21 protein-coding genes are annotated in these 21,190 nt (G+C 54.5%); 9 read left to right on the top strand and 12 right to left on the bottom strand.

Going from position 1 to position 21,190, the window contains the following annotated elements:
* Positions 1–4: 4 nt before the first annotated feature.
* From hycE to hycI, 5 genes are read left to right on the top strand one after another with little or no spacing between them, the layout of a single operon-like run.
* Complete coding sequence (gene hycE, locus SK34_RS06660; protein ID WP_003037393.1) at positions 5–1,714, top strand: formate hydrogenlyase subunit HycE; 1,710 nt, start codon at positions 5–7, stop codon at positions 1,712–1,714.
* A 9-nt stretch (positions 1,715–1,723) separates the two neighbouring features.
* Positions 1,724–2,266 (top strand): formate hydrogenlyase subunit HycF, encoded by a 543-nt coding sequence (gene hycF / locus SK34_RS06655; protein ID WP_048232676.1) that lies wholly within the window; start codon positions 1,724–1,726, stop codon positions 2,264–2,266.
* Positions 2,266–3,033 (top strand): formate hydrogenlyase subunit HycG, encoded by a 768-nt coding sequence (gene hycG / locus SK34_RS06650; RefSeq protein ID WP_003037388.1) that lies wholly within the window; start codon positions 2,266–2,268, stop codon positions 3,031–3,033. The genes hycF and hycG overlap by 1 nt, the downstream gene beginning before the upstream one ends.
* Positions 3,030–3,440: a formate hydrogenlyase maturation HycH family protein gene (locus SK34_RS06645; protein ID WP_003037385.1), complete on the top strand. Its 411-nt coding sequence runs from the start codon at positions 3,030–3,032 to the stop codon at positions 3,438–3,440. The genes hycG and SK34_RS06645 overlap by 4 nt, the downstream gene beginning before the upstream one ends.
* Positions 3,433–3,903 carry a hydrogenase maturation peptidase HycI gene (hycI, locus tag SK34_RS06640; protein ID WP_003037382.1) on the top strand — a complete coding sequence of 157 codons (471 nt, stop codon included), beginning with the start codon at positions 3,433–3,435 and terminating at the stop codon, positions 3,901–3,903. Before SK34_RS06645 ends, hycI begins: the two co-directional genes overlap by 8 nt.
* Before the next feature lie 56 nt (positions 3,904–3,959).
* Here the strand turns inward: hycI and SK34_RS06635 are convergent, their stop codons facing one another.
* From SK34_RS06635 to ascF, 3 genes are all read right to left on the bottom strand, one after another.
* A complete protein-coding gene (locus SK34_RS06635) occupies positions 3,960–4,199 on the bottom strand; it encodes a SymE family type I addiction module toxin (protein WP_003037379.1) in 240 nt (79 codons plus the stop codon).
* A 172-nt stretch (positions 4,200–4,371) separates the two neighbouring features.
* Complete coding sequence (locus tag SK34_RS06630) at positions 4,372–5,796, bottom strand: 6-phospho-beta-glucosidase (protein ID WP_016150884.1); 1,425 nt, start codon at positions 5,794–5,796, stop codon at positions 4,372–4,374.
* 22 nt (positions 5,797–5,818) lie between these two features.
* A complete protein-coding gene (gene ascF, locus SK34_RS06625; protein ID WP_048232674.1) occupies positions 5,819–7,273 on the bottom strand; it encodes a PTS cellobiose/arbutin/salicin transporter subunit IIBC in 1,455 nt (484 codons plus the stop codon).
* Positions 7,274–7,537: 264 nt separating this feature from the next.
* Here ascF and SK34_RS06620 point away from each other — a divergent pair, with 264 nt between their 5' ends.
* The 3 genes from SK34_RS06620 to hypF all read left to right on the top strand — a co-directional run bounded on the left by SK34_RS06620 (position 7,538) and on the right by hypF (position 11,626).
* Positions 7,538–8,551, top strand: coding sequence for a LacI family DNA-binding transcriptional regulator (locus tag SK34_RS06620; RefSeq protein ID WP_048233779.1), 1,014 nt, complete (start codon positions 7,538–7,540; stop codon positions 8,549–8,551).
* Between the two features lie 145 nt (positions 8,552–8,696).
* Positions 8,697–9,242 (top strand): electron transport protein HydN, encoded by a 546-nt coding sequence (hydN, locus tag SK34_RS06615; protein WP_003037366.1) that lies wholly within the window; start codon positions 8,697–8,699, stop codon positions 9,240–9,242.
* A 143-nt stretch (positions 9,243–9,385) separates the two neighbouring features.
* Entirely contained in the window at positions 9,386–11,626 is a 2,241-nt protein-coding gene (gene hypF / locus SK34_RS06610) for a carbamoyltransferase HypF (protein WP_048232672.1), read from the top strand.
* A gap of 161 nt (positions 11,627–11,787) precedes the next feature.
* Here hypF and norW read toward each other — a convergent pair whose 3' ends face one another.
* Both norW and norV read right to left on the bottom strand, forming a co-directional pair.
* Positions 11,788–12,921: an NADH:flavorubredoxin reductase NorW gene (gene norW, locus SK34_RS06605; protein ID WP_048232670.1), complete on the bottom strand. Its 1,134-nt coding sequence runs from the start codon at positions 12,919–12,921 to the stop codon at positions 11,788–11,790.
* Positions 12,918–14,354, bottom strand: a complete 1,437-nt coding sequence (gene norV, locus SK34_RS06600; RefSeq protein WP_048232668.1) for an anaerobic nitric oxide reductase flavorubredoxin — start codon at positions 14,352–14,354, stop codon at positions 12,918–12,920. Before norV ends, norW begins: the two co-directional genes overlap by 4 nt.
* A gap of 188 nt (positions 14,355–14,542) precedes the next feature.
* Between norV and norR the strand changes: the two genes are divergently transcribed.
* Entirely contained in the window at positions 14,543–16,063 is a 1,521-nt protein-coding gene (norR, locus tag SK34_RS06595) for a nitric oxide reductase transcriptional regulator NorR (protein ID WP_044713357.1), read from the top strand.
* On the opposite strand, the gene gutQ is transcribed toward norR, so the two are convergent.
* From gutQ to srlA, 7 genes are all read right to left on the bottom strand, one after another.
* Positions 16,060–17,025 (bottom strand): arabinose-5-phosphate isomerase GutQ, encoded by a 966-nt coding sequence (gene gutQ, locus SK34_RS06590; RefSeq protein WP_003037353.1) that lies wholly within the window; start codon positions 17,023–17,025, stop codon positions 16,060–16,062. The two genes, norR and gutQ, sit on opposite strands and share 4 nt — an antisense overlap.
* Entirely contained in the window at positions 17,018–17,791 is a 774-nt protein-coding gene (srlR, locus tag SK34_RS06585) for a glucitol operon DNA-binding transcriptional repressor SrlR (RefSeq protein WP_003037350.1), read from the bottom strand. The genes gutQ and srlR overlap by 8 nt, the downstream gene beginning before the upstream one ends.
* A 68-nt stretch (positions 17,792–17,859) precedes the next feature.
* On the bottom strand, positions 17,860–18,219 hold the full coding sequence (gene gutM, locus SK34_RS06580; protein ID WP_003037348.1) for a transcriptional regulator GutM: 360 nt from the start codon (positions 18,217–18,219) through the stop codon (positions 17,860–17,862).
* Positions 18,220–18,274: 55 nt separating this feature from the next.
* A complete protein-coding gene (gene srlD / locus SK34_RS06575; protein ID WP_003037345.1) occupies positions 18,275–19,054 on the bottom strand; it encodes a sorbitol-6-phosphate dehydrogenase in 780 nt (259 codons plus the stop codon).
* A gap of 17 nt (positions 19,055–19,071) precedes the next feature.
* Complete coding sequence (gene srlB, locus SK34_RS06570) at positions 19,072–19,434, bottom strand: PTS glucitol/sorbitol transporter subunit IIA (protein ID WP_003846051.1); 363 nt, start codon at positions 19,432–19,434, stop codon at positions 19,072–19,074.
* 13 nt (positions 19,435–19,447) lie between these two features.
* Positions 19,448–20,419, bottom strand: coding sequence for a PTS glucitol/sorbitol transporter subunit IIB (gene srlE, locus SK34_RS06565; protein WP_003840246.1), 972 nt, complete (start codon positions 20,417–20,419; stop codon positions 19,448–19,450).
* Entirely contained in the window at positions 20,416–20,979 is a 564-nt protein-coding gene (gene srlA, locus SK34_RS06560) for a PTS glucitol/sorbitol transporter subunit IIC (RefSeq protein WP_003037339.1), read from the bottom strand. Before srlA ends, srlE begins: the two co-directional genes overlap by 4 nt.
* Positions 20,980–21,190 lie beyond the last annotated feature (211 nt).

The raw sequence follows: 21,190 nt of genomic DNA, 5'->3' as shown, positions 1-21,190 counted from the left end.
GAGCATGTCTGAAGAAAAATTAGGTCAACAATATCTCGCTGCGCTGCATCAGGCCTTTCCGGGCGTGGTGCTGGATGAAGCCTGGCAGACCAAAGATCAGCTGACGATCACCGTCAAGGTGAACTATCTGCCGGAAGTGGTGGAGTTCCTGTACTACAAACAGGGCGGCTGGTTGTCCGTGTTGTTTGGTAACGACGAACGCCAGCTGTGCGGCCATTACGCTGTTTATTATGTGATGTCGATGGAGCAGGGCACCAAATGCTGGATAACCGTCCGCGTTGAAGTCGATGCCAACAAGCTGGAGTTCCCGTCCGTCACGCCGCGCGTTCCGGCTGCGGTCTGGGGCGAGCGCGAAGTGCGCGATATGTACGGTTTGATCCCGGTTGGTTTGCCGGATGAGCGCCGTCTGGTACTGCCCGATGACTGGCCGGACGAACTCTATCCGCTGCGTAAAGACAGCATGGATTATCGTCAGCGCCCGGCGCCGACTACCGATGCTGAAACCTACGAGTTCATCAACGAACTGGGCGACAAGAAAAATAACGTGGTGCCGATTGGCCCGTTGCACGTCACCTCCGATGAACCCGGTCACTTCCGCCTGTTCGTGGACGGCGAGAACATTATCGATGCCGACTACCGTCTGTTCTATGTCCACCGCGGCATGGAGAAACTGGCGGAAACCCGTATGGGTTACAACGAAGTGACGTTCCTGTCAGATCGCGTGTGTGGCATCTGCGGCTTTGCGCATAGCACCGCCTATACCACCTCCGTTGAGAATGCGATGGGTATCGTGGTGCCGGAACGTGCGCAGATGATCCGTGCCATTCTACTGGAAGTTGAGCGTCTGCACTCGCACCTGCTGAACCTCGGCCTGGCCTGTCACTTCACCGGTTTTGACTCCGGCTTTATGCAGTTCTTCCGCGTGCGTGAAACGTCGATGAAGATGGCGGAGATCCTCACCGGGGCACGTAAAACTTACGGTCTGAACCTGATCGGCGGTATCCGTCGTGATCTGCTGAAAGAAGATATGATCCAGACCCGTCAACTGGCGCAGCAGATGCGTCGTGACGTGCAGGAACTGGTCGATATGCTGCTCAGTACGCCGAATATGGAACAGCGTACCGTTGGTATTGGTCGTCTGGATCCGGAAATTGCCCGTGACTTCAGTAACGTCGGCCCGATGGTTCGCGCCAGCGGCCACGCGCGTGACACCCGCGCCGATCACCCGTTTGTCGGCTATGGTCTGCTGCCGATGGAAGTTCATAGCGAGCAAGGCTGCGACGTTATTTCTCGTCTGAAAGTTCGTATTAATGAAGTCTACACCGCACTGAATATGATCGACTTTGGTCTGGATAACCTGCCGGGCGGCCCGCTGATGGTGGAAGGCTTTACCTACATTCCTCACCGTTTCGCACTGGGCTTTGCTGAAGCGCCGCGCGGAGATGACATTCACTGGAGCATGACCGGCGACAACCAGAAACTGTATCGCTGGCGCTGCCGTGCGGCGACCTACGCCAACTGGCCGACGCTGCGCTACATGCTGCGTGGTAATACCGTTTCCGATGCGCCGCTGATTATCGGTAGCCTCGATCCTTGCTACTCCTGTACTGACCGTATGACCGTGGTCGATGTACGTAAGAAGAAGAGCAAAGTCGTGCCGTACAAAGAACTTGAGCGCTACAGCATCGAGCGTAAAAACTCGCCGCTGAAATAAGGAATCGCCATGTTTACCTTTATCAAAAAAGTCATCAAAACCGGGGCACCGACGTCGTCGTATCCGCTGGAGCCGATCGCGGTCGATAAAAACTTCCGTGGCAAACCGGAACATAATCCGCAGCAGTGCATTGGCTGTGCGGCCTGTGTGAATGCGTGCCCGTCGAACGCGTTGACGGTCGAAACCGATCTGGCCACCAATGAGCTGGCGTGGCAGTTCAACCTCGGTCGCTGCATCTTCTGCGCCCGTTGCGAAGAAGTTTGCCCGACGGCGGCGATCAAGCTGTCGCAGGAGTATGAGCTGGCGGTGTGGAAGAAAGAGGATTTCCTGCAGCAGTCCCGCTTTGCGCTGTGTAATTGCCGCGTATGTAACCGTCCGTTTGCGGTACAAAAAGAGATTGATTACGCCATTGCGCTACTTAAGCACAACGGTGATAGCCGCGCGGAAAACCACTGTGAAAGCTTTGAGACCTGCCCGGACTGTAAGCGCCAGAAATGCCTGGTGCCGTCTGACCGTATTGAACTGACTCGCCATATGAAAGAGGCCAGCTGATGAGCAATTTATTAGGCCCACGTGACGCCAACGGTATTCCGGTACCGATGACGGTGGATGAATCCATTGCCAGCATGAAAGCGTCGCTGCTAAAAAGCATCAAGCGTTCAGCGTACGTTTACCGTGTGGACTGCGGCGGCTGCAACGGTTGCGAAATCGAAATCTTCGCCACGCTTTCTCCGCTGTTTGACGCCGAACGTTTTGGCATCAAAGTGGTACCGTCCCCGCGCCATGCGGATATCCTGCTGTTTACCGGCGCGGTAACCCGTGCCATGCGCTCTCCGGCGCTACGCGCCTGGCAGTCTGCGCCAGACCCGAAAATTTGTATCTCTTACGGTGCTTGCGGTAACAGCGGCGGTATTTTCCACGACTTATACTGCGTCTGGGGCGGCACGGACAAAATCGTACCGGTGGATGTGTATATCCCTGGCTGCCCGCCAACGCCTGCAGCCACGCTGTATGGTTTTGCCATGGCGCTGGGTCTGCTGGAACAAAAAATTCACGCGCGTGCGCCGGGTGAACTGGACGAACAGCCCGCCGAAATTCTGCATCCGGATATGGTTCAGCCGCTGCGAGTGAAGGTGGATCGCGAGGCTCGCCGTCTGGCGGGATACCGCTACGGTCGCCAGATTGCTGATGACTACATGACGCAGTTAGGGCAGGGCGAGCATCAGGTGGCGCGCTGGCTGGAGGCGGAAAACGATCCGCGTCTGACCGAGATCGTCACGCATCTTAACCATGTTGTCGAAGAGGCGCGTATCCGATGAGTGAAACGGTGGTGTTCAGTCAACTGAGCCGTAAGTTTATTGATGAGAACGATGCGACGCCCGCTGAGGCGCAGCAGGTTGTCTATTACAGCCTGGCGATTGGTCACCACCTTGGGATCATCGATTGCCTGGAAGCGGCGTTAACTTGTCCATGGGACGAATATCTGGCATGGATTGCTACCCTTGCTGAGGGAAGCGAAGCTCGCCGGAAAATGGAAGGTGTGCCGAAATACGGCGAGATCGTTATCGATTTCAACCATGTGCAAATGCTGGCACGCGCGTTCGATGATGCGCGTGCCGTACAGACCCCGCAGCAGCAGGAGTGGAGCAAGCTGATGCTTAGCATGCTGCACGACATACACCAGGAAAGCGCCATCTATCTGATGGTGAGGAGACACCGTGACTGACGTTTTATTATGTGTGGGTAACAGCATGATGGGCGATGACGGCGCGGGCCCGCTGCTGGCTGAAATGTGTGCTGCAAATCCTCAAGGCAACTGGGTTGTCATCGACGGTGGTAGTGCGCCAGAAAACGATATTGTCGCCATCCGTGAACTGCGTCCGCAACGTTTGTTGATTGTTGATGCTACCGATATGGGGCTGAACCCTGGTGAAATCCGCATTATCGATCCCGATGACATTGCCGAGATGTTCATGATGACCACTCATAACATGCCGCTGAATTACCTGGTCGATCAGTTGAAAGACGACGTTGGCGAGGTGATTTTCCTCGGCATTCAACCGGACATCGTCGGTTTTTACTACCCGATGACACAGCCGATCAAAGATGCTGTTGATACCGTCTATCAGCGATTAGCCGGTTGGGAAGGACACGGTGGATTCTCCGAGCTGGAAGCGCCAGAAGAGTAAACCGTATCAGTGCCGGATGTGAACGACATCCGGCCTGTTTTCCCAGTGTATCCTCGTCATTCAATTGCCTGCTCAATAATTAATTTCCCCTGCATCACTGATACATTCACTGCCGTACCGGTCGGAAATCCAGCTTGTTCCAGCCAGTCGCCGTTCAGCGTGAGCGAGGCGTGCCGACTGATTCGTCGCGTGTAACCCGTTTTTGGATCTTCATGGCGTTTTCTGACATAGCTGACTTTCAAGCGACGTACCGGTTTGGTGATTACCTCTGCTGATTTACCCTTTTTATCAAACATGCACGCTTCCTTGTGGTGAACGGCCAGGATTAAAAACTACTGAATAAAATGCCAGTAAAAAAGGATGAGGGCAAACCTGAAACTGGAAGGACGATTCCACATCTGGAATGTAATAAATGAAATGAAAATATGTAATTCTGCCGGAAGACTGTAACCCCCTCCGGCAGATCTGTTATGCCAGATCGGCGCCGTTGCTGGCGATTACTTTTTTGTACCACCAGAATGATTTCTTGCGGGTGCGCGCCAGCGTGCCGTTGCCCGCGTCATCGCGGTCCACATACACAAAACCGTAGCGTTTGCTCATCTCACCGGTTGAGGCAGAAACCAGATCGATACAGCCCCAGGTGGTGTAACCCATCAGGGGCACGCCATCTTCAATCGCGTCTGCCATGGCGCGAATATGTTCGCGTAAATAGCTAATGCGATAGTCGTCATTGATCTCACCATTGGCATCGATTTCATCCTTCGCTCCCAGCCCGTTCTCCACCAGAAATAGCGGTTTCTGGTAGCGGTCATACATCATATTCATGGTGATGCGCAGACCAAGCGGATCGATGCCCCAGCCCCATTCGCTGGCCGCAATATACGGATTACGCAGCGACTTCACCACGTTGGCGGCGCTGGTATTGCCGGTGTTCATTTCCGCCGAGGCGCAGCGCGATGCGTAATAGCTGAACGAGACGAAATCAACGGTGTTTTTCAGGATGTCGTCATCTTCTGGGGCTTTTTCTATGACCACGCCTTTTTCGCGAAACACGCGGGCAGAATAAGCCGGGTAGGCCCCGCGCGCCTGCACATCAATAAAGAACAGGTTTTCGCGGTCTTTTTCCAGCGCGGTCCACACATCTTCCGGCTTACACGAATAAGGATAAAAATTACCGCCAGCCAGCATACAACCGACCTGGTTTTGCGGATTAATTTCATGGGCTATTTTAGTCGCCAGGGCGCTGGCTATCAGTTCGTGGTGAGCGGACTGATATTTCACCTGATCCTGATTTTCACCTTCTTCAAATACCAGCCCGGCGCCTGAAAAGGGGCTGTGCAGCATAATGTTGATTTCGTTGAACGTCAGCCAGTACTTCACCAGACCGTCAAAGGCCTCGAAGCAGGTACGGGCGTAGCGGGTAAAGAACTCAACCATTTTGCGGTTACGCCAGGAGCCGTACTCGGTGACCAGATGCATTGGCACATCGAAGTGACACAGCGTGACTAATGGCTCAATACCGTATTTTTTACACTCGGCAAACACGCTCTGGTAAAACGCTATGCCCTCTTCATTCGGCATCAGCTCATCGCCGTTAGGGTAGAGACGGCTCCAGGCAATGGAAGTACGAAATACCGTAAAACCCATTTCCGCCATCAGCGCGATATCTTCTTTATAGCGATGATAAAAGTCGATCGCCTGATGGCTAGGATAAAATTCGTTATCCCGCAGCGCAAAGCGCTTTTCCTGACCCAGCTTGACGGGCATCCGATGTGTGCCGTGGGGGATCATATCGACGGTAGTCAGTCCTTTGCCGCCTTCCCGGTATGCCCCTTCAGACTGGTTGGCGGCCAGTGCGCCGCCCCATAAAAATCCTTGTGGAAAAACAGACATAATTAACCTCAGTTCATACCAGTCAAATGCTGGCTCCATTGATATTGCCCGGTTGTGCGGCCTGGTTTTTTCTGGCCTGCGCGGCTGCATCTTCGACAGGGATATCTTCAAAGCCGAGAATCAGCGTTAATACAAAGGAAAGCACTACCGCCAGCGCCATCACGCCAAATACCCAAACGATAGTCATCGGATTGGCCGGATCGAAAAACTGGACGCTGGTGAACAGGCCAGGAGCTGCCATGGAGTGGCTTGCAAGTCCGGCCATTCCGGCAACGGCACCGCAGATAAAACCGCTGATAAGACTCGCAATCAGTGGTCGTTTCAGGCGGATCGCTACGCCATACAGCGCAGGTTCGGAAATCCCCGCCATGATGGCGGAGGCGGCTGCCGCTAACGCCGTCTGACGCAGTTCCGGGTTTTTGGTTTTCCATGCTATTGCCAGCGATGAACCACCTAACGACAAGTTGGCGCCGATTTCTGACGGCATCACCATGCCTTCTTTTCCGGTTTCGGCAATGGTCTGAATAATGGTTGGCGTAAAGACACGGTGCATACCGGTCATTACCAGCAGCGGCCACAGTGCGCCCATAATGGCCACCGACAGCCAGCCGAGATAGCCGTGAATGGTATAGACCAGCGCTGAAATTGCGCTACCGATCCAGATACCGATCGGGCCAATGATGACGATGGCGAGCGGCGCGGCGATCAGCACGATTAGCATTGGTTTAAGGAAGTTTTTGGTTACCGCCGGAGTGATGCGATCGACCCAACGTTCGATGTATGACAGGCACCAGGTCATCACCAGCGCCGGGATCACCGTGTAGGTGTATTTCACTGCCGTCACCGGGATTAGGGCAAACTCAACGTGCTCACCCTGCGCAGCCTTCGCCATCAGATCGATGAAGCTGGGATGCACCAGTACGCCCGCGATGGCGATTGCCAGCGACATGTTGGTTTTGAATTTGATAGCGGCCGACGCGGCGACCATCAGCGGCAGGAAGAAAAATGCGCCGTCACCGATAACGGTCAGAATGGTGAGCGTGGACGATCCTTTCTCCAGCACGCCGGTCATTTCGAGGATCATTGCCAGCAGTTTGAGCATTGATCCGCCGATAATTGCCGGGATCAACGGCGACATGGTGCCGATCAGCGCGTCGAGGATCCCCGCGCCAATCCGCTTCAGCGTCAGTCGGGGTTTGGTTTGCGGCTCAGCAGGCTGCATATTGGCAGGCAACAGGCTGACCACTTCGCGATACGCCTGCGAAACGGTGTTGCCGATGATCACCTGGCACTGGTTATCGCTACGCACCACGCCAAGTACGCCAGAAAGCGTCTTCAGCGTCGCGCTGTCGACCTGCGAGTCATCTTTGATAACGAAACGCAAACGGGTCATACAGTGGGTCACTGCTGTGATGTTGTCGACGCCTCCCAGAGCCGTCACAACGGAGCGCGCCAGCGCTGCATAATTCTTGGACATCGGATTTAATCCTGTTTTATCAGTAGGGTACGTTATGTTTTATCCGTTTACGTTGGGTCGCTTTTCTGGGTTATGAAACGCAGATAGGAAACCGGTTCCACAAAATCATGTTTAAAATATGAGTAATGAGCAAGATTTAATTTTGATCATTTTTTGTAATTGTGACTCCGATCACCAGATGTCAGCGTCTGCGATTTAGCAGCAAGGACAGCGGCGAAACGGTGCAGTACACTGCGTCACATTGAGAGAATAGGGATGAGTAATATGACCACGATGCTGGAGGTGGCGAAGCGTGCCGGGGTGTCGAAAGCGACAGTTTCCCGGGTGCTTTCCGGGAACGGCTACGTCAGCCAGGAGACCAAAGACCGCGTGTTTCAGGCCATTGAAGATAGTGGTTACCGCCCAAACTTGCTGGCGCGCAGTCTGGCGGCGAAAACCACGCAGACGCTGGGCCTGGTGGTAACAAATACCCTTTATCACGGCGTCTATTTCAGCGAGCTGCTGTTTCATACCGCGCGGATGGCGGAAGATAAAGGACGCCAGTTGTTGCTGGCTGACGGTAAGCACAGCGCTGAGGAAGAGCGTCAGGCGATCCAGTACCTGCTCGACCTGCGCTGTGACGCGATTATGATTTATCCGCGTTTTCTCAGCGTGGATGAGATAGACGATATCATCGATGCCCACAGCCAGCCGATTATGGTGCTTAATCGACGCCTGCGGAAAAACAGTAGCCACAGCGTATGGTGTGATCAAAAGCAGACCAGCTTTAACGCCGTTACTCAGCTCATTGCCGCCGGGCATAAAGAGATTGGTTTTATTACCGGCTCGATGGATTCTCCAACCGGCGTGGAGCGACTTTCAGGTTATAAAGACGCGCTGGCACATCATGGTATCGCGCTAAATAATGATCTGATTGTTAAAGGGAAATGGACGCCAGCCTGCGGCGCAGCGGGTGTGGATACTTTGCTTTCGCGCAAGGTCAATTTTACCGCGCTGGTGGCTAGTAATGACGATATGGCGATCGGCGCGATGAAGCAGTTGCACGAGCATGGCGTGAGCGTTCCTGCACAGGTGTCGGTGATTGGCTTTGATGATATCGCCCTTGCGGCATACACTATTCCGGCGCTTTCCAGCGTTAAAATTCCGGTAACAGAAATGATTCAGGAAACGATTGGGCGCCTGATCTTTATGTTGGGTGACGGGGCGTTTACGCCGCCAAAGACTTTCACCGGTGAACTCATCCAGCGCGACTCAGTTGCGCCGCCCGCTTCGCGCTGACGGCTGTCATTTGTCATCGTCACTAGTGACGATGACACGCCCTTCTTGCGTCCATCAAAATAAAATTCCTTTAATAACAGTGAATTAAATTCTGGCACGATTTGTGAATGCTTCGGCAGATATTCTGTCATTGCTGGAGAAATTGATGAACCGTTTCATCATTGCAGACGCCAATAAATGCATTGGTTGCCGTACCTGTGAAGTGGCCTGCGTGGTATCCCATCAGGATAACCAGGACTGCGCATCGCTGACCCCTGAAACTTTTTTACCCCGCATTCACGTCATCAAAGGCGTTAATGTCTCTACGGCGACGCTGTGCCGCCAGTGTGAAGACGCGCCGTGCGCTAACGTCTGCCCGAACGGTGCGATCAGCCGTGATAAAGGTTTTGTTCACGTAATGCAGGAACGCTGCATTGGCTGTAAAACTTGCGTTGTGGCTTGTCCTTACGGCGCAATGGAAGTAGTCGTGCGTCCGGTTGTGCGTAACAGCGGCGCGGGTCTGAACGTCCGTGCAGAAAAAGCTGAAGCCAATAAGTGCGACCTGTGCCACCATCGCGAGGCCGGTCCTGCCTGTATGGAAGTGTGCCCGACTCACGCGCTGATTTATGTCGATCGCAATAAGCTTGAGCAACTTAGTGCGGAAAAACGCCGTCGCGCGGCGCTGGATTCCACCGCATCTTTGCTGTTCTGATATCTGAAAATCCGCGTAAAATACGGTAGTACTTATGCCGGATGGCGGCTTCGCCTTATCCGGCCTACTGATCGCATCCCCGTAGGCCTGATAAGCATCGCGCCATCAGGCTAACCGGGATTGATGACTGCGGGAATAATCTAATGACAATAAACAACCACTCCGGCGTACAGTTGCGTATTCGCGGCAAAGTACAGGGCGTCGGATTTCGCCCCTACGTCTGGCAACTGGCGCAGCGGTTACAACTGCATGGCGATGTGTGTAACGACGGTGACGGTGTGGTTGTGCGCTTACAGGAAGATCCGGCGGTATTTATTGCGCAGTTACATCAACACTGCCCACCGCTGGCGCGCATTGACAGCGTTGAGAGCGAAGCATTCGCCTGGACGCAGCAACCTGCCGATTTCTCGATTCGTCAAAGTGCTGGCGGTACGATGAATACGCAAATCGTTCCGGATGCCGCGACCTGTCCCGAATGCCTTGTTGAAATGAACACCCCCGGCGAACGTCGCTACCGATACCCCTTTATCAACTGCACCCACTGTGGTCCACGCTTTACGATTATCCGCGCCATGCCCTATGACCGCCCGTTCACCGTGATGGCGTCGTTCCCACTCTGTGCGCAATGCGACAAAGAGTATCGTGACCCGTATGATCGTCGCTTCCATGCCCAGCCCGTTGCCTGTCCGGTGTGCGGCCCTCATCTTGAGTGGTTCAGCACGGATGAGCGGGCGGAGAAAGAAGAGGCGCTGCAGGCGGCGGTATCGCGACTGAAAGCAGGCGGTATTGTGGCGGTTAAAGGCATTGGTGGGTTTCATCTGGTGTGCGATGCGCGCAATGATGACGCCGTCGCGCTGCTCAGGCTGCGTAAACACCGTCCGGCGAAACCGCTGGCGGTAATGCTGCCAGGTGGTGACGGACTGCCTGAACCCGCGCGTCGTTTACTCACAACCCCCGCCGCACCGATCGTGCTGGTGCAGAAACGCTATGTCGCTGCATTGAGCGAGGGCATTGCGCCAGGGTTAACGGAGGTTGGAGTTATGCTGCCCGCGAATCCGTTGCAGCATTTGCTCTTACAAGAGATGAATTGTCCACTGGTGATGACCTCCGGCAACCTCAGCGGCAGGCCTCCGGCCATTACCAACGCCCAGGCGCTGGAAGATTTAAGTGCGATTGCTGATGGTTTCCTGCTGCATAACCGCGAAATTGTGCAGCGGATGGATGACTCCGTGGTGCGTGACAGTGGGGAAATGCTGCGTCGTTCCCGGGGTTACGTGCCGGATGCGGTCGCGCTGCCGCCAGGATTTCGCGACGTGCCGCCGATGCTGTGCTTAGGCGCGGATCTGAAAAATACCTTCTGCCTGGTGCGTGGCGAACAGGCGGTTATCAGCCAGCATTTAGGCGATCTCAGCGATGACGGCATTCAACAGCAGTGGCGTGATGCGCTACGCCTGATCCAGAATATTTATGATTTTACGCCACTGCGTATCGTGCATGATGCCCACCCTGGCTATGTTTCCAGCCAGTGGGCCAGCGAAATGAATCTGCCAACCGAAACGGTACTGCATCACCATGCGCATGCCGCTGCATGTCTTGCCGAGCACGGCTGGCCGCTCGATGGCGGCGATGTGATTGCTCTGACGCTGGACGGTATCGGCATGGGGGAAAATGGCGAGCTGTGGGGCGGCGAATGTCTGCGGGTCAACTATCGTGAATGCGAACACCTTGGCGGCTTACCGGCGGTAGCGCTGGCGGGCGGCGATTTAGCGGCAAAACAGCCATGGCGCAATCTGCTAGCGCAGTGCCTGCGTTTTGTTCCTGACTGGCAGCGTTACCCAGAAACATCGGGGCTACAGCATCAAAACTGGAACGTACTGGCGCGCGCCATCGAGCGGGGAATCAATGCCCCGCTGGCATCGTCGTGCGGACGACTGTTTGATGCGGTTGCCGCCGCGTTGCATCGTGCGCCGGAATCGTTGAGTTATGAAGGTGAGGCGGCCTGTGCGCTGGAGGCGCTGGCATCTCAGTGTGCAGGCGTTGATCACCCTGTTACGGTGCCGCTTAATGGCAATCAACTGGACTTAGCGATTTTTTGGCAGCAATGGCTGACCTGGCAGACCGACCCTGCAGAAAGAGCGTGGGCGTTTCACGACGCGCTGGCGTGTGGTTTTGCCACGCTGATGCGTGAGCAGGCCGAAGCGCGCGGAATTAAAACGTTAGTATTCAGCGGTGGCGTGATGCATAACCGCTTATTGTCGGCCCGTCTGGCGTTTTATCTGCGTGATTTTACCTTACTGTTCCCGCAGCGTTTACCGGCGGGCGACGGCGGGTTGTCATTGGGACAGGGCGTGATTGCCGCGGCGCGGGTGTTGACGCAAAAATAAAAAAAGCCCCGGGACTGGCGGGGCAAGAAAAACATGTCGGGGCATACCGACAAGTGGCAACGCACATCCATGTGCGTGAGGTTAATAAATCAGTAGCAGCGTTGCCGGGCAAAGTCATAGGCCGGATAAGACGCGAAGCGGCGCCATCCGGCATCACAGACTTATACGGGCAACGTTTTCAGCAGCGCAAAGGCCTCTTTCATGCGGTCTTCACTGACGACAAATGCACACAGCTGGCCTTCGTCGTTCATCCCTCTGGCGACCATCCCCTGTGCTTCGGTGGCGATGTGCCAGTTCAGATCGCGGCGCTGGGTTTCCCCGGCCAAATGTAAAGGCAGTTCTGGCGTTTTGACTTTTACCAGCATGGCTGGCAGTTTAAATGGCGCATTGCCGCCGAGCAGGTTTTTCGCCAGATACATGGCGCTCAGCTGAATCGGCTGCAGGAACGGGAGCACCTGACCGTTAATCTCCGCACAGTCGCCGAGAGCATAAATGTCCGGATGGCTGGTTTGCAGGTAGCTGTCGACGCAGACGCCACGATTGATGTTCAATCCGGCGCGACGCGCCAGTGCGGTTTCCGGTCGCAGTCCGGTGGCGGCAATCACCGCATCGACTTCTACGTTGCGGCTACGATCGAGCGTGGCGCGAATACCGGTGCTGGTTTTCTCCAGGCTCTGAAGCTGTGATTTCAGCAGCAGGTGTACGCCCATATCGGTCAGACGATGCTGTAAGCGACTGCTGACTTCCGGCGGCATCAGCGAAGCCAGAATGCTGGCGGCGTTGTCGATAAGCGTTACCGCTTTACCGGCACGACAAAAATCCATCGCCAGTTCACTACCAATCAAGCCGCCGCCGACAATCAGCACCCGCTGGGCGTCACGCAATTGCGTTTCACAAGCGCGATACTCTTGTTGGCTGTTCAACGTGAGCATTAACTCACGTCCGGTAACCGGCGGTACAAAGGCTGAAGCGCCCGTCGCCAGCACCAGCTTGTCGTACTGCCACTGCTTGTCCTGACTTTTCACTACGTGGGCATCGGCATCGATGTCGGTTACCCAGGTATGTGGGAACAGGCGCAAATTAAACTGTTCGGCAAACTCCCCCGCCGACTGGCGGGTGAGGTCGTCTGCACGCTGTGACTGACTGATAACGTGGCTGAGATCGGGCTTGTTGTACTCATCCATGCTGTCCGCGGCAATCAAGGTCAGCGGAACATTCGCATCCTGCTTACGGATATTTTTGACTAACTGGCGGGCGGCGAAGCCCGAACCAATGATGACAATGCCGTGACTCATTTTGCCTCCGTTGCCAGTACGTCGAAGACGTCTTTACCTAGTGAGCATTCCGGGCACAGGAAGTTGTCCGGAACTTCGCTCCATGGCGTACCCGGTGCAACGTCCTGCAACGGTTCGCCTTTCGCCGGATCGTAAATCCACTGGCACACGCTGCACTGCATGCTTGGACCAAGATCGGCGGCACACGCACAGGCTTCTTCCGGGGCGACGGCTTTCACGGTTGTTTCCGGCAATGGAGCCAGCGCCCACTGACGCGCGATTTCACGGCCGTGCCGGCGGCACAGTTCCAGTGCATCCAGGTCCGGACGCCATTTCGCTTTCAGGCTCAGTGACATCTCGAAACCTGCATCCTGCAAACGCGTGGACAAACGGTCTACTGCACCGCCGCTCCAGCCGTGCGAGCCAAAGGCACTGGCGCGTTTGTTACGAAAACGCAGGCCAGTCATCTCTTCCACCAGACCGGCAATTTTCGGCATCATCACGTTGTTCATTGTGGAAGTCCCAACCAGCACGCCTTTAGAGCGGAAGACGTTGGTCAAAACTTCGTTTTTGTCGCTACGGGCGACGTTAAAGATTTTTACCGCCACGTTCGGGTCGACTTCGTTGATGCCCTGGGCAATCGCGTCCGCCATCATGCGGGTGTTGTTGGACATGGTGTCGTAGAAAATGGTGATGCGGTCTTCCTGATAATCCGCCGCCCATTTCAGGTACAGCTCAACGATTTGTGTCGGGTTGTCGCGCCATACCACGCCATGGGAAGTGGCAATCATATCGACCGGCAGGTTGAAGCCGAGGATCTCAGTAATTTTCGGTGTAACCAGACGGCTGAATGGCGTCAGGATGTTGGCGTAGTAACGCTGGCACTGTTCGAACAGTTCAGTCTGGTCAACTTCGTCGTTAAACAGACGTTCGTCGCAGTAGTGCTGACCGAAGGCGTCGTTACTGAACAGCACAGCATCGCCGGTCATGTAGGTCATCATACTGTCCGGCCAGTGCAGCATCGGCGTTTCAACGAAGATCAGTTGCTTGCCGTTACCAATGTCCAGCGAATCACCGGTTTTCACTACGTTAAAGTTCCATTCCGGGTGATGGTGGTGCCCGTTGATAGAGTCAATGGCGTTGGCGGTGCAGTAAATCGGCGTGTCCGGGATGCAGGACATCAGCTCGGTCAGCGCCCCGGCATGGTCTTCTTCAGCGTGGTTAATGATGATGTAGTCGATATCCGCGAGGTCAATTTCACTGCGCAGGTTCTGCACGAATTCACGACTAAACTTGTGGTCTACTGTATCGATCAGGACATTTTTTTCTTCACGGATGAGATAGCTGTTGTAGCTGCTGCCGCGCAGCGTTTTGTATTCAGTTCCGTGGAAATCACGCACTTCCCAGTCACGTTGGCCAACCCAATGAATGTTATTTTTAACCAGAATAGACATAACAACCTCAATTAATTCAGCGTTTTTCAAAAAAGATGTTTTGCTAATTGCAGGTTGCGTGCCAACTTTTTATTTGTTTGATTTTAAAGGATTAGTTGTTTTACCACCTATAAGGTGGTAGTCAAAATGACTATATGTTTTATTGTCAATATGACAATATTAATTGTCAAAATGACAATGAGGTAGACATGAGCTTTTCCGTAGACGTGCTGGCGGGCATCGCCATTGAATTACAAAGCGGTATTGGGCATCAGGACCGTTTTCAACGACTGATAACCACCTTGCGTCAGGTGCTGGAGTGCGACGCGTCGGCACTGCTGCGCTACGAGTCGCGACAGTTTATTCCGCTGGCGATCGATGGGCTGGCGCAGGATGTTCTCGGCAGACGCTTTACTCTGGAAGGGCATCCGCGTCTGGAGGCGATTGCCCGCGCCGGGGACGTGGTTCGTTTCCCTGCCGACAGCGATTTGCCAGACCCGTATGATGGTCTGATTCCGGGGCAGGAGAGTCTGAAGGTGCATGCCTGTATTGGACTGCCATTGTTCGCCGGTCAAAATTTGATTGGTGCGTTAACCCTGGATGGCATGGAGCCCGATCAGTTCGATGTTTTCAGCGATGAGGAGCTTAGGCTGATTGCCGCGCTGGCGGCTGGCGCATTGAGCAATGCGTTGCTGATTGAACAGCTGGAAAGCCAGAATATGCTGCCAGGTTCGTCAACCAACTTTGAGCAGGTGACGGAAACCCAGATGATTGGCCTGTCGCCCAATATGATGCAGTTGAAAAAAGAGATTGAGATTGTGGCGGGGTCCGATCTCAACGTGCTGATTAGCGGCGAAACAGGGACCGGGAAGGAACTGGTGGCTAAAGCTATCCATGAAGGTTCGCCGCGCGCGGTGAATCCACTGGTGTATCTGAACTGCGCGGCGTTGCCGGAAAGCGTTGCCGAAAGCGAACTGTTTGGTCACGTAAAAGGCGCGTTTACCGGGGCTATCAGCAATCGTAGCGGTAAGTTTGAAATGGCCGACAATGGGACGCTATTTCTCGACGAGATAGGCGAACTCTCGCTGGCGCTACAGGCTAAGCTGCTGCGCGTATTGCAGTACGGTGATATTCAGCGCGTAGGTGACGATCGCAGCTTGCGCGTGGATGTGCGAGTGCTGGCGGCGACAAACCGTGATTTACGCGAAGAGGTGTTGGCCGGGAATTTCCGTGCGGATTTGTTCCACCGGCTGAGCGTCTTTCCCCTTTCGGTACCGCCTCTGCGTGAGCGCGGTGAAGATGTGGTTTTGCTGGCGGGTTATTTTTGCGAACAGTGTCGGCTGCGGCTGGGACTTTCCCGCGTGGTGTTAAGTCCTGGCGCGCGTAGTCATCTGTTGAGCTACGCCTGGCCCGGGAATGTGCGCGAGCTGGAACATGCCATTCACCGCGCGGTGGTTCTGGCAAGGGCGACCAGGGCAGGGGATGAAGTGGTGCTGGAGGCGCAGCATTTTGCCCTGCAGGATGAAGCGCCAGTAACACCGGCGGCGGAAGTTGTTGCGGAGATCCCACAGCATCACAACCTGCGTGAAGCAACAGAGTCGTTCCAGCGGGAGATGATCCGCCGGGCGCTGGCACAAAATAACCATAGTTGGGCGGCAAGTGCGCGGGCGCTGGAAACAGACGTCGCCAACCTGCACCGGCTGGCGAAGCGTCTGGGGTTGAAGGATTAGATAATACCGGCCTGATAGAAATCCTGCAGGTTGATAGCACCGGTGAGTTTACCGTTTTCATCGACCACCGGTGCGGCAGTGATTTTGCGCTTCATCAGGATCTCTTTGGCGTCAATCGCGCGGCTCTGCGCCTGCAGTGTAATGCCATTCTGGGTCATTGCTTCGCTAACCTGAGTGGTGAGCGCTCCGCCGCCAACCAGCCAGCGGCGCAGGTCGCCGTCGGTAAAGACCCCTTTCACCAGTGACTGGTCGTCGCAGACCGCGACCAGGCCAAGACCCGTGCGGCTGAGCTCCAGCATCGCGTCCATGACGCTGGTGGTAAGCGTCACCTGCGGGATGGCATCGTCACGGCGCATCAGATGATGCACTTTATTTAACAGACGAGCGCCCAGCGCACCTGCCGGATGCGAGCGGGCAAAATCTTCCTCGTTAAAGCCGCGCGCCTGCATTACGGCGATTGCCAGCGCATCGCCCATCATCAACGTATTTACGGTACTGGACGTCGGTGCCAGGCGCATCGGACAGGCTTCGCGCTCAACGGAAATATCCAGCACGGCTTTGGCGGCCAGGCCTAACGGTGAGGTCGGTTTTCCGGTCATTGCCAGCAGGGCGACGGATTTGTCTTCCAGGCGCGGAATGATGAGATCCAGCTCTTTCGCACCGCCGGAGTAGGAGATAAACAGCATGACATCACGGCTTTCGATCATCCCTAAGTCACCGTGCAGCGCTTCCGCCGGATGCACAAAAAAGGCAGGCGTGCCGGTACTGGCGAGGGTCGCCGCAATTTTTTTGCCAATATGACCTGATTTACCAATACCGGAGACAATGACTTTGCCTTCACAGTGGATGATAGTATTGGCGGCGCGGACAAAATCATCGCCCAGTCGCTCAGGCAAACGGCTGGCTTCCTGTAGTTCCAGCATTAACGTCTGACGGCCCGCATTCAGTAGTGCATCACTCATTGGTTTCTCCGGTTATGATCACTTCAATCCCTTTTGCTTCCAGCGCCTGACGAAATGCAGGGTCGATACCCGCATCTGTAATCAGCTTGTCGACGCTTTCCAGACTGCATACAACATTAGGGCTTTTGCGCCCAAATTTTGACGAGTCAGCCATCAGAATCACTTCGCGAGCGGCATTACACATCGCTTTACTGACGCTAAACACCTCATTAAAAGTGGTCACGCCGGCATTGAGGTCAATGCCGTCGGTGCCCATGAAGAGTTTATCAAAGCTGAACTGCTCAAAGGCGTTTTCTGCCAGCTGACCGTGAAATGACGCAGATTTTTTGCGAAAGGTCCCGCCCGGCATCAGGATGGTTTGCTCGTTGTCCAGCTCCGAAAGGGCGTTAACAATGTGCAGACTGTTGGTCATGACGGTGATGTTGCTAAAGCGTGTGAGCATCGGCACCATCTGCAGTACGGTGCTACCCGCATCCAGAATAATAGAGTCGCCATCGTGTATAAAACGGACGGCAGCTTCGGCAATCTGCTCTTTTTTATGCGTATTAATTAGCGTTTTGTGATCGATTGGCGGATCTGATTCGTCTTTATTTAATACCACGCCGCCATAGGTACGAATGACGGTTCCGGCGTTCTCCAGAATGACCAGGTCTTTGCGAATGGTCGTGCCAGTCGTGTCAAAGTAGTGGGCCAGTTCTTCAACCGAGCATTTTCCCTGCTTTTGCAGGTGCTCCAATATGGCAGCCTGACGCTGACGAGGTTTCATAGGCGTGATTACCCTGACTTAAATTTGCAAAATGATAATTTCGCAAGCTATTAGCATTCACAACGAAATTACCCATGTTTCAGTTTAAGCGCCAATGATAGTGCATTCTGTGCTAACGGATCATGGGGAAAGATCACATCAGGCTGTAAATCATCAAGATGTTTGCCGGTTATCGTGGCAATTTTGCCGGGTCTGGCGAATACCGTAAGACCTTTCATAAATAACGTGTCGGTCACCCGCTGCTGCTCATTCAGCGCGATGGCAACTACCACGCGCGGTTTAAAACGCCCACCGGAGCGACCAACACCAACCCGACCCTGTTGGCAAAGCCTATCAAACGCCCGGTTAAAGCGGGATATTTGCCAGCCACCAAGCGCCAGTTGCAGGCACCAGGCGATAGCGGCGACGGTAATCAGTGCGGAAACCATTATGTACTCCTTTGATTTTGCCGGATAAGCGCAGACGCCATCCGGCAATTCAACATTAAAACATCACCTGACCGCCAGTGACGTTGATGGACTGCCCGGTACAGTAAGAGGCTTTCGGACTGGCGTAAAACAGCAGCATGTTTAGCACGTCCTGATAATCGCAGCCGCGCTTAAGCGGAACCTTATCAATGTAGTACTGCTCAACTTCATCTGGCTTAAGGCCAAGTTTGGTTGCATATTGTGGTAATAACGACTGGAACATCGGTGATTTCAACAGATTGCCGAGCATCAGTGAATGCACGGTGATCCCGTATTCCGCCAGATCCAGCGCCAGTGACTGGGTTAAGCCCACGCCGCCAAATTTTGCCGCGCTGTAGCCTGAATTGTGTTTGCTGCCCACTTTCCCTGATTTGGAGTTGATCTGGATAATGCGTCCCTGCACGCCATCGCGGATCATCAGGCGTGAGAATTCACGTGCACAGAGGAAGTAGCCAACCAGATTGACCTGCAGCGAGCGGTCGAAATCCCCAAGCTGAAAGTCGCTGATAAACGCGGCTTTAGCGATACCCGCGCTGTAAACCAGCAGATCAACACGACCGAATATTTCATCCACTCCGCGCGACAGCGCCAGCACGCTCTGTTCGCTGGTGGCATCTGCGCCAAAACCGTAGGCGGTGCCTTCGCCAAACTCGGCGTTAATTTCCTGCGCCACGTTGGCGGCTTTATCGCTTTGAATATCCACCACCGCGACGCGGTATCCTTCTGTCGCAAGCCCACGGCAAAGGAATGCCCCAAGGGTCTGGCCTCCACCAATGACAACGGCAACCTGATTCATCTTTATCTCCTTCAATCTTAAGCAACAAACTTCAAAATACAGCCCGGCGCGATACCGTCCGGTACGGGACCTGCAACGTGTACGGTACCGGGGAATTCCGCTTCACTCAGTCCGTCAAAGCGCAGAGTGATATGCCCGAGTTCACGTAAGTTTTGTTCCGCCACGCTGCCAACGGCGGTGACCGGGTAGTGATGCTGGCCTAGTTCAAACTGGATCCCAGCTTGCAACGAACCGTTCAGCTCGCCGTGGCAATGGATGAAGCAAAACTCCTCGATATCCGCGGGCGCGCCTTCACGAAAGGTAATCAGCATCTGGTCGCACAATGCATCCGGGGCGCTCTGGCCGATACGGGTGATGGTGGTTTGATAAATCACGGTCATTTTTGAGTGCCTCTTATTGGTAAATAAAGCCGGAAACAAACCAGGCGATGAGAACGGTTGGCGCGCCGGTCAGAAAGCGGCTCACCAGAACGGATGGCACGCCGACGCGGACCGTGTCCTGACGCGCTTCGGCCAGCGACAACCCGACAGGAATAAAGTCACATGCGGCCTGGGCGTTAATGGCGAACAGGGCAGGTAGCGCCAGATGTGGGGGAATATTCCCCAAACCAATCTGTACACCGATTAGCACGCCGATAACCTGGGCGATAACCGCACCGGGGCCGAGGAAAGGCGACAGCAGTGGGAAAGAGCAGATCAGTGCCAGCGTGACCAGTCCCAGCGGATGGCTGGCTAGTGGTGCGAGTCCATGGGCGATCCAGTCTCCCAGACCCGAAGCCATAATGATGCCGATCAGTGCTGAGACGAACGCCATAAATGGCAAAATAGTTTTCAGGACGGTATCGATGGTGTCGCGCCCGGCCTGGAACAGAACCGCAACGGCTGAACCCATGCCCATCCCCACTTTTGCCAACAGACCATCGCTTTGCTCGGTAATTTTCTTGCTGGTGTCGTAATCGCGTCCCATGCTGCTGCTTGCGGGCGTTGGCGTGGCGGACGCTTCGCCGACAACAGTAATGTTTTCTTCTTTTACGCCAGAGACATAGATATCTTCGACAATATACTGAGCCAGTGGGCCGGATTTACCCGTAGCGTGAATATTCACCGTCGGTATACGACGTTTGGGATAGATCCCACAGCGCAGCGTGCCGCCGCAGTCGATGATCGCCACACCAATTTCGCTCTCCGGCGGCTCGCCCTCTTTGAAGCCATCAACGGCCTGCCAGCCGGTCAGGCTTGCTATCCTGTCGACGATCGCGGGGCGAGTTCCTGCGGTGATATAGACAATTTTCTTGCCCGGAACGGCATCCAGTTCAAGTGGGCCACCCCAGCCGCCGGTGCCTTTTTCAATACGAATACGTGTCATGATGTTGCTCCCGCCAGATGTACCTTCTGCTCAAGTTGAATGCCCATTTTTTTCTCGAAGATAGTGGTGGTGAAATCGGTCACCCAGCCACGGAAGAAGTTGGTCACCAGACCGACCAGTAAATAGCTCACCGCCAGTGGGCCAAGCGGAAGCCCCAGCGTGGTCAGTCCGCTGGCGATCCCCAGATAGACAAACAGTTCGCCGGGGTTGATGTGCGGGAATAAGCCGTTCATGGAATGGCAACTGTAAGACGCGGCGGCGTAGTAACTGGGCTTGTATTTTTCTGGCATAAAGCGACCCAGACTCAGCGTCATTGGGTTACAAAATACAAATGTGCCGATGCACGGCAGTAGCAAATAGCGGGACAGCGGGTTTCCGGCGCAACGCTGGGCAAAACGTTCAATGCGCTGCTGACCGATAAAGTTAATCAGCGCATTCATGATGACCAGCAGACTGATCAGCAGGGGCAGAATACCGGTCACCATGCCGGTAAATACTTCTCCGCCTTTCTGGAACAGCCCGATAAACCACTCAGCACCGAGTGTGATGGTGTCGATCATTATTCTCTCCTGTAGGGATTTTTAGTTATCTTGCCAAACGGTGGCTGATTTTAATCAGATTGAAAGATATAAAAGTGTTATTTTGATCTCAAAATAAAAGATAAATATTTTAATTTGAAAGTTTTTGCGTGAAAGCTCGCAAATGTGATGGTCAGAGATGAAAGGGGATGTAAATTCTGTGAAGGAGAGCGACTACCGCTTCCTTGTATGG

Origin of the sequence: Citrobacter sp. MGH104 (genome assembly GCF_001034485.1) — a bacterium.
Classification (GTDB): Bacteria; Pseudomonadota; Gammaproteobacteria; order Enterobacterales; family Enterobacteriaceae; genus Citrobacter; species Citrobacter freundii.
The sequence above is the reverse complement of the archived record's forward strand: the minus strand, read 5'-3'. Positions and strand labels throughout refer to the sequence as shown.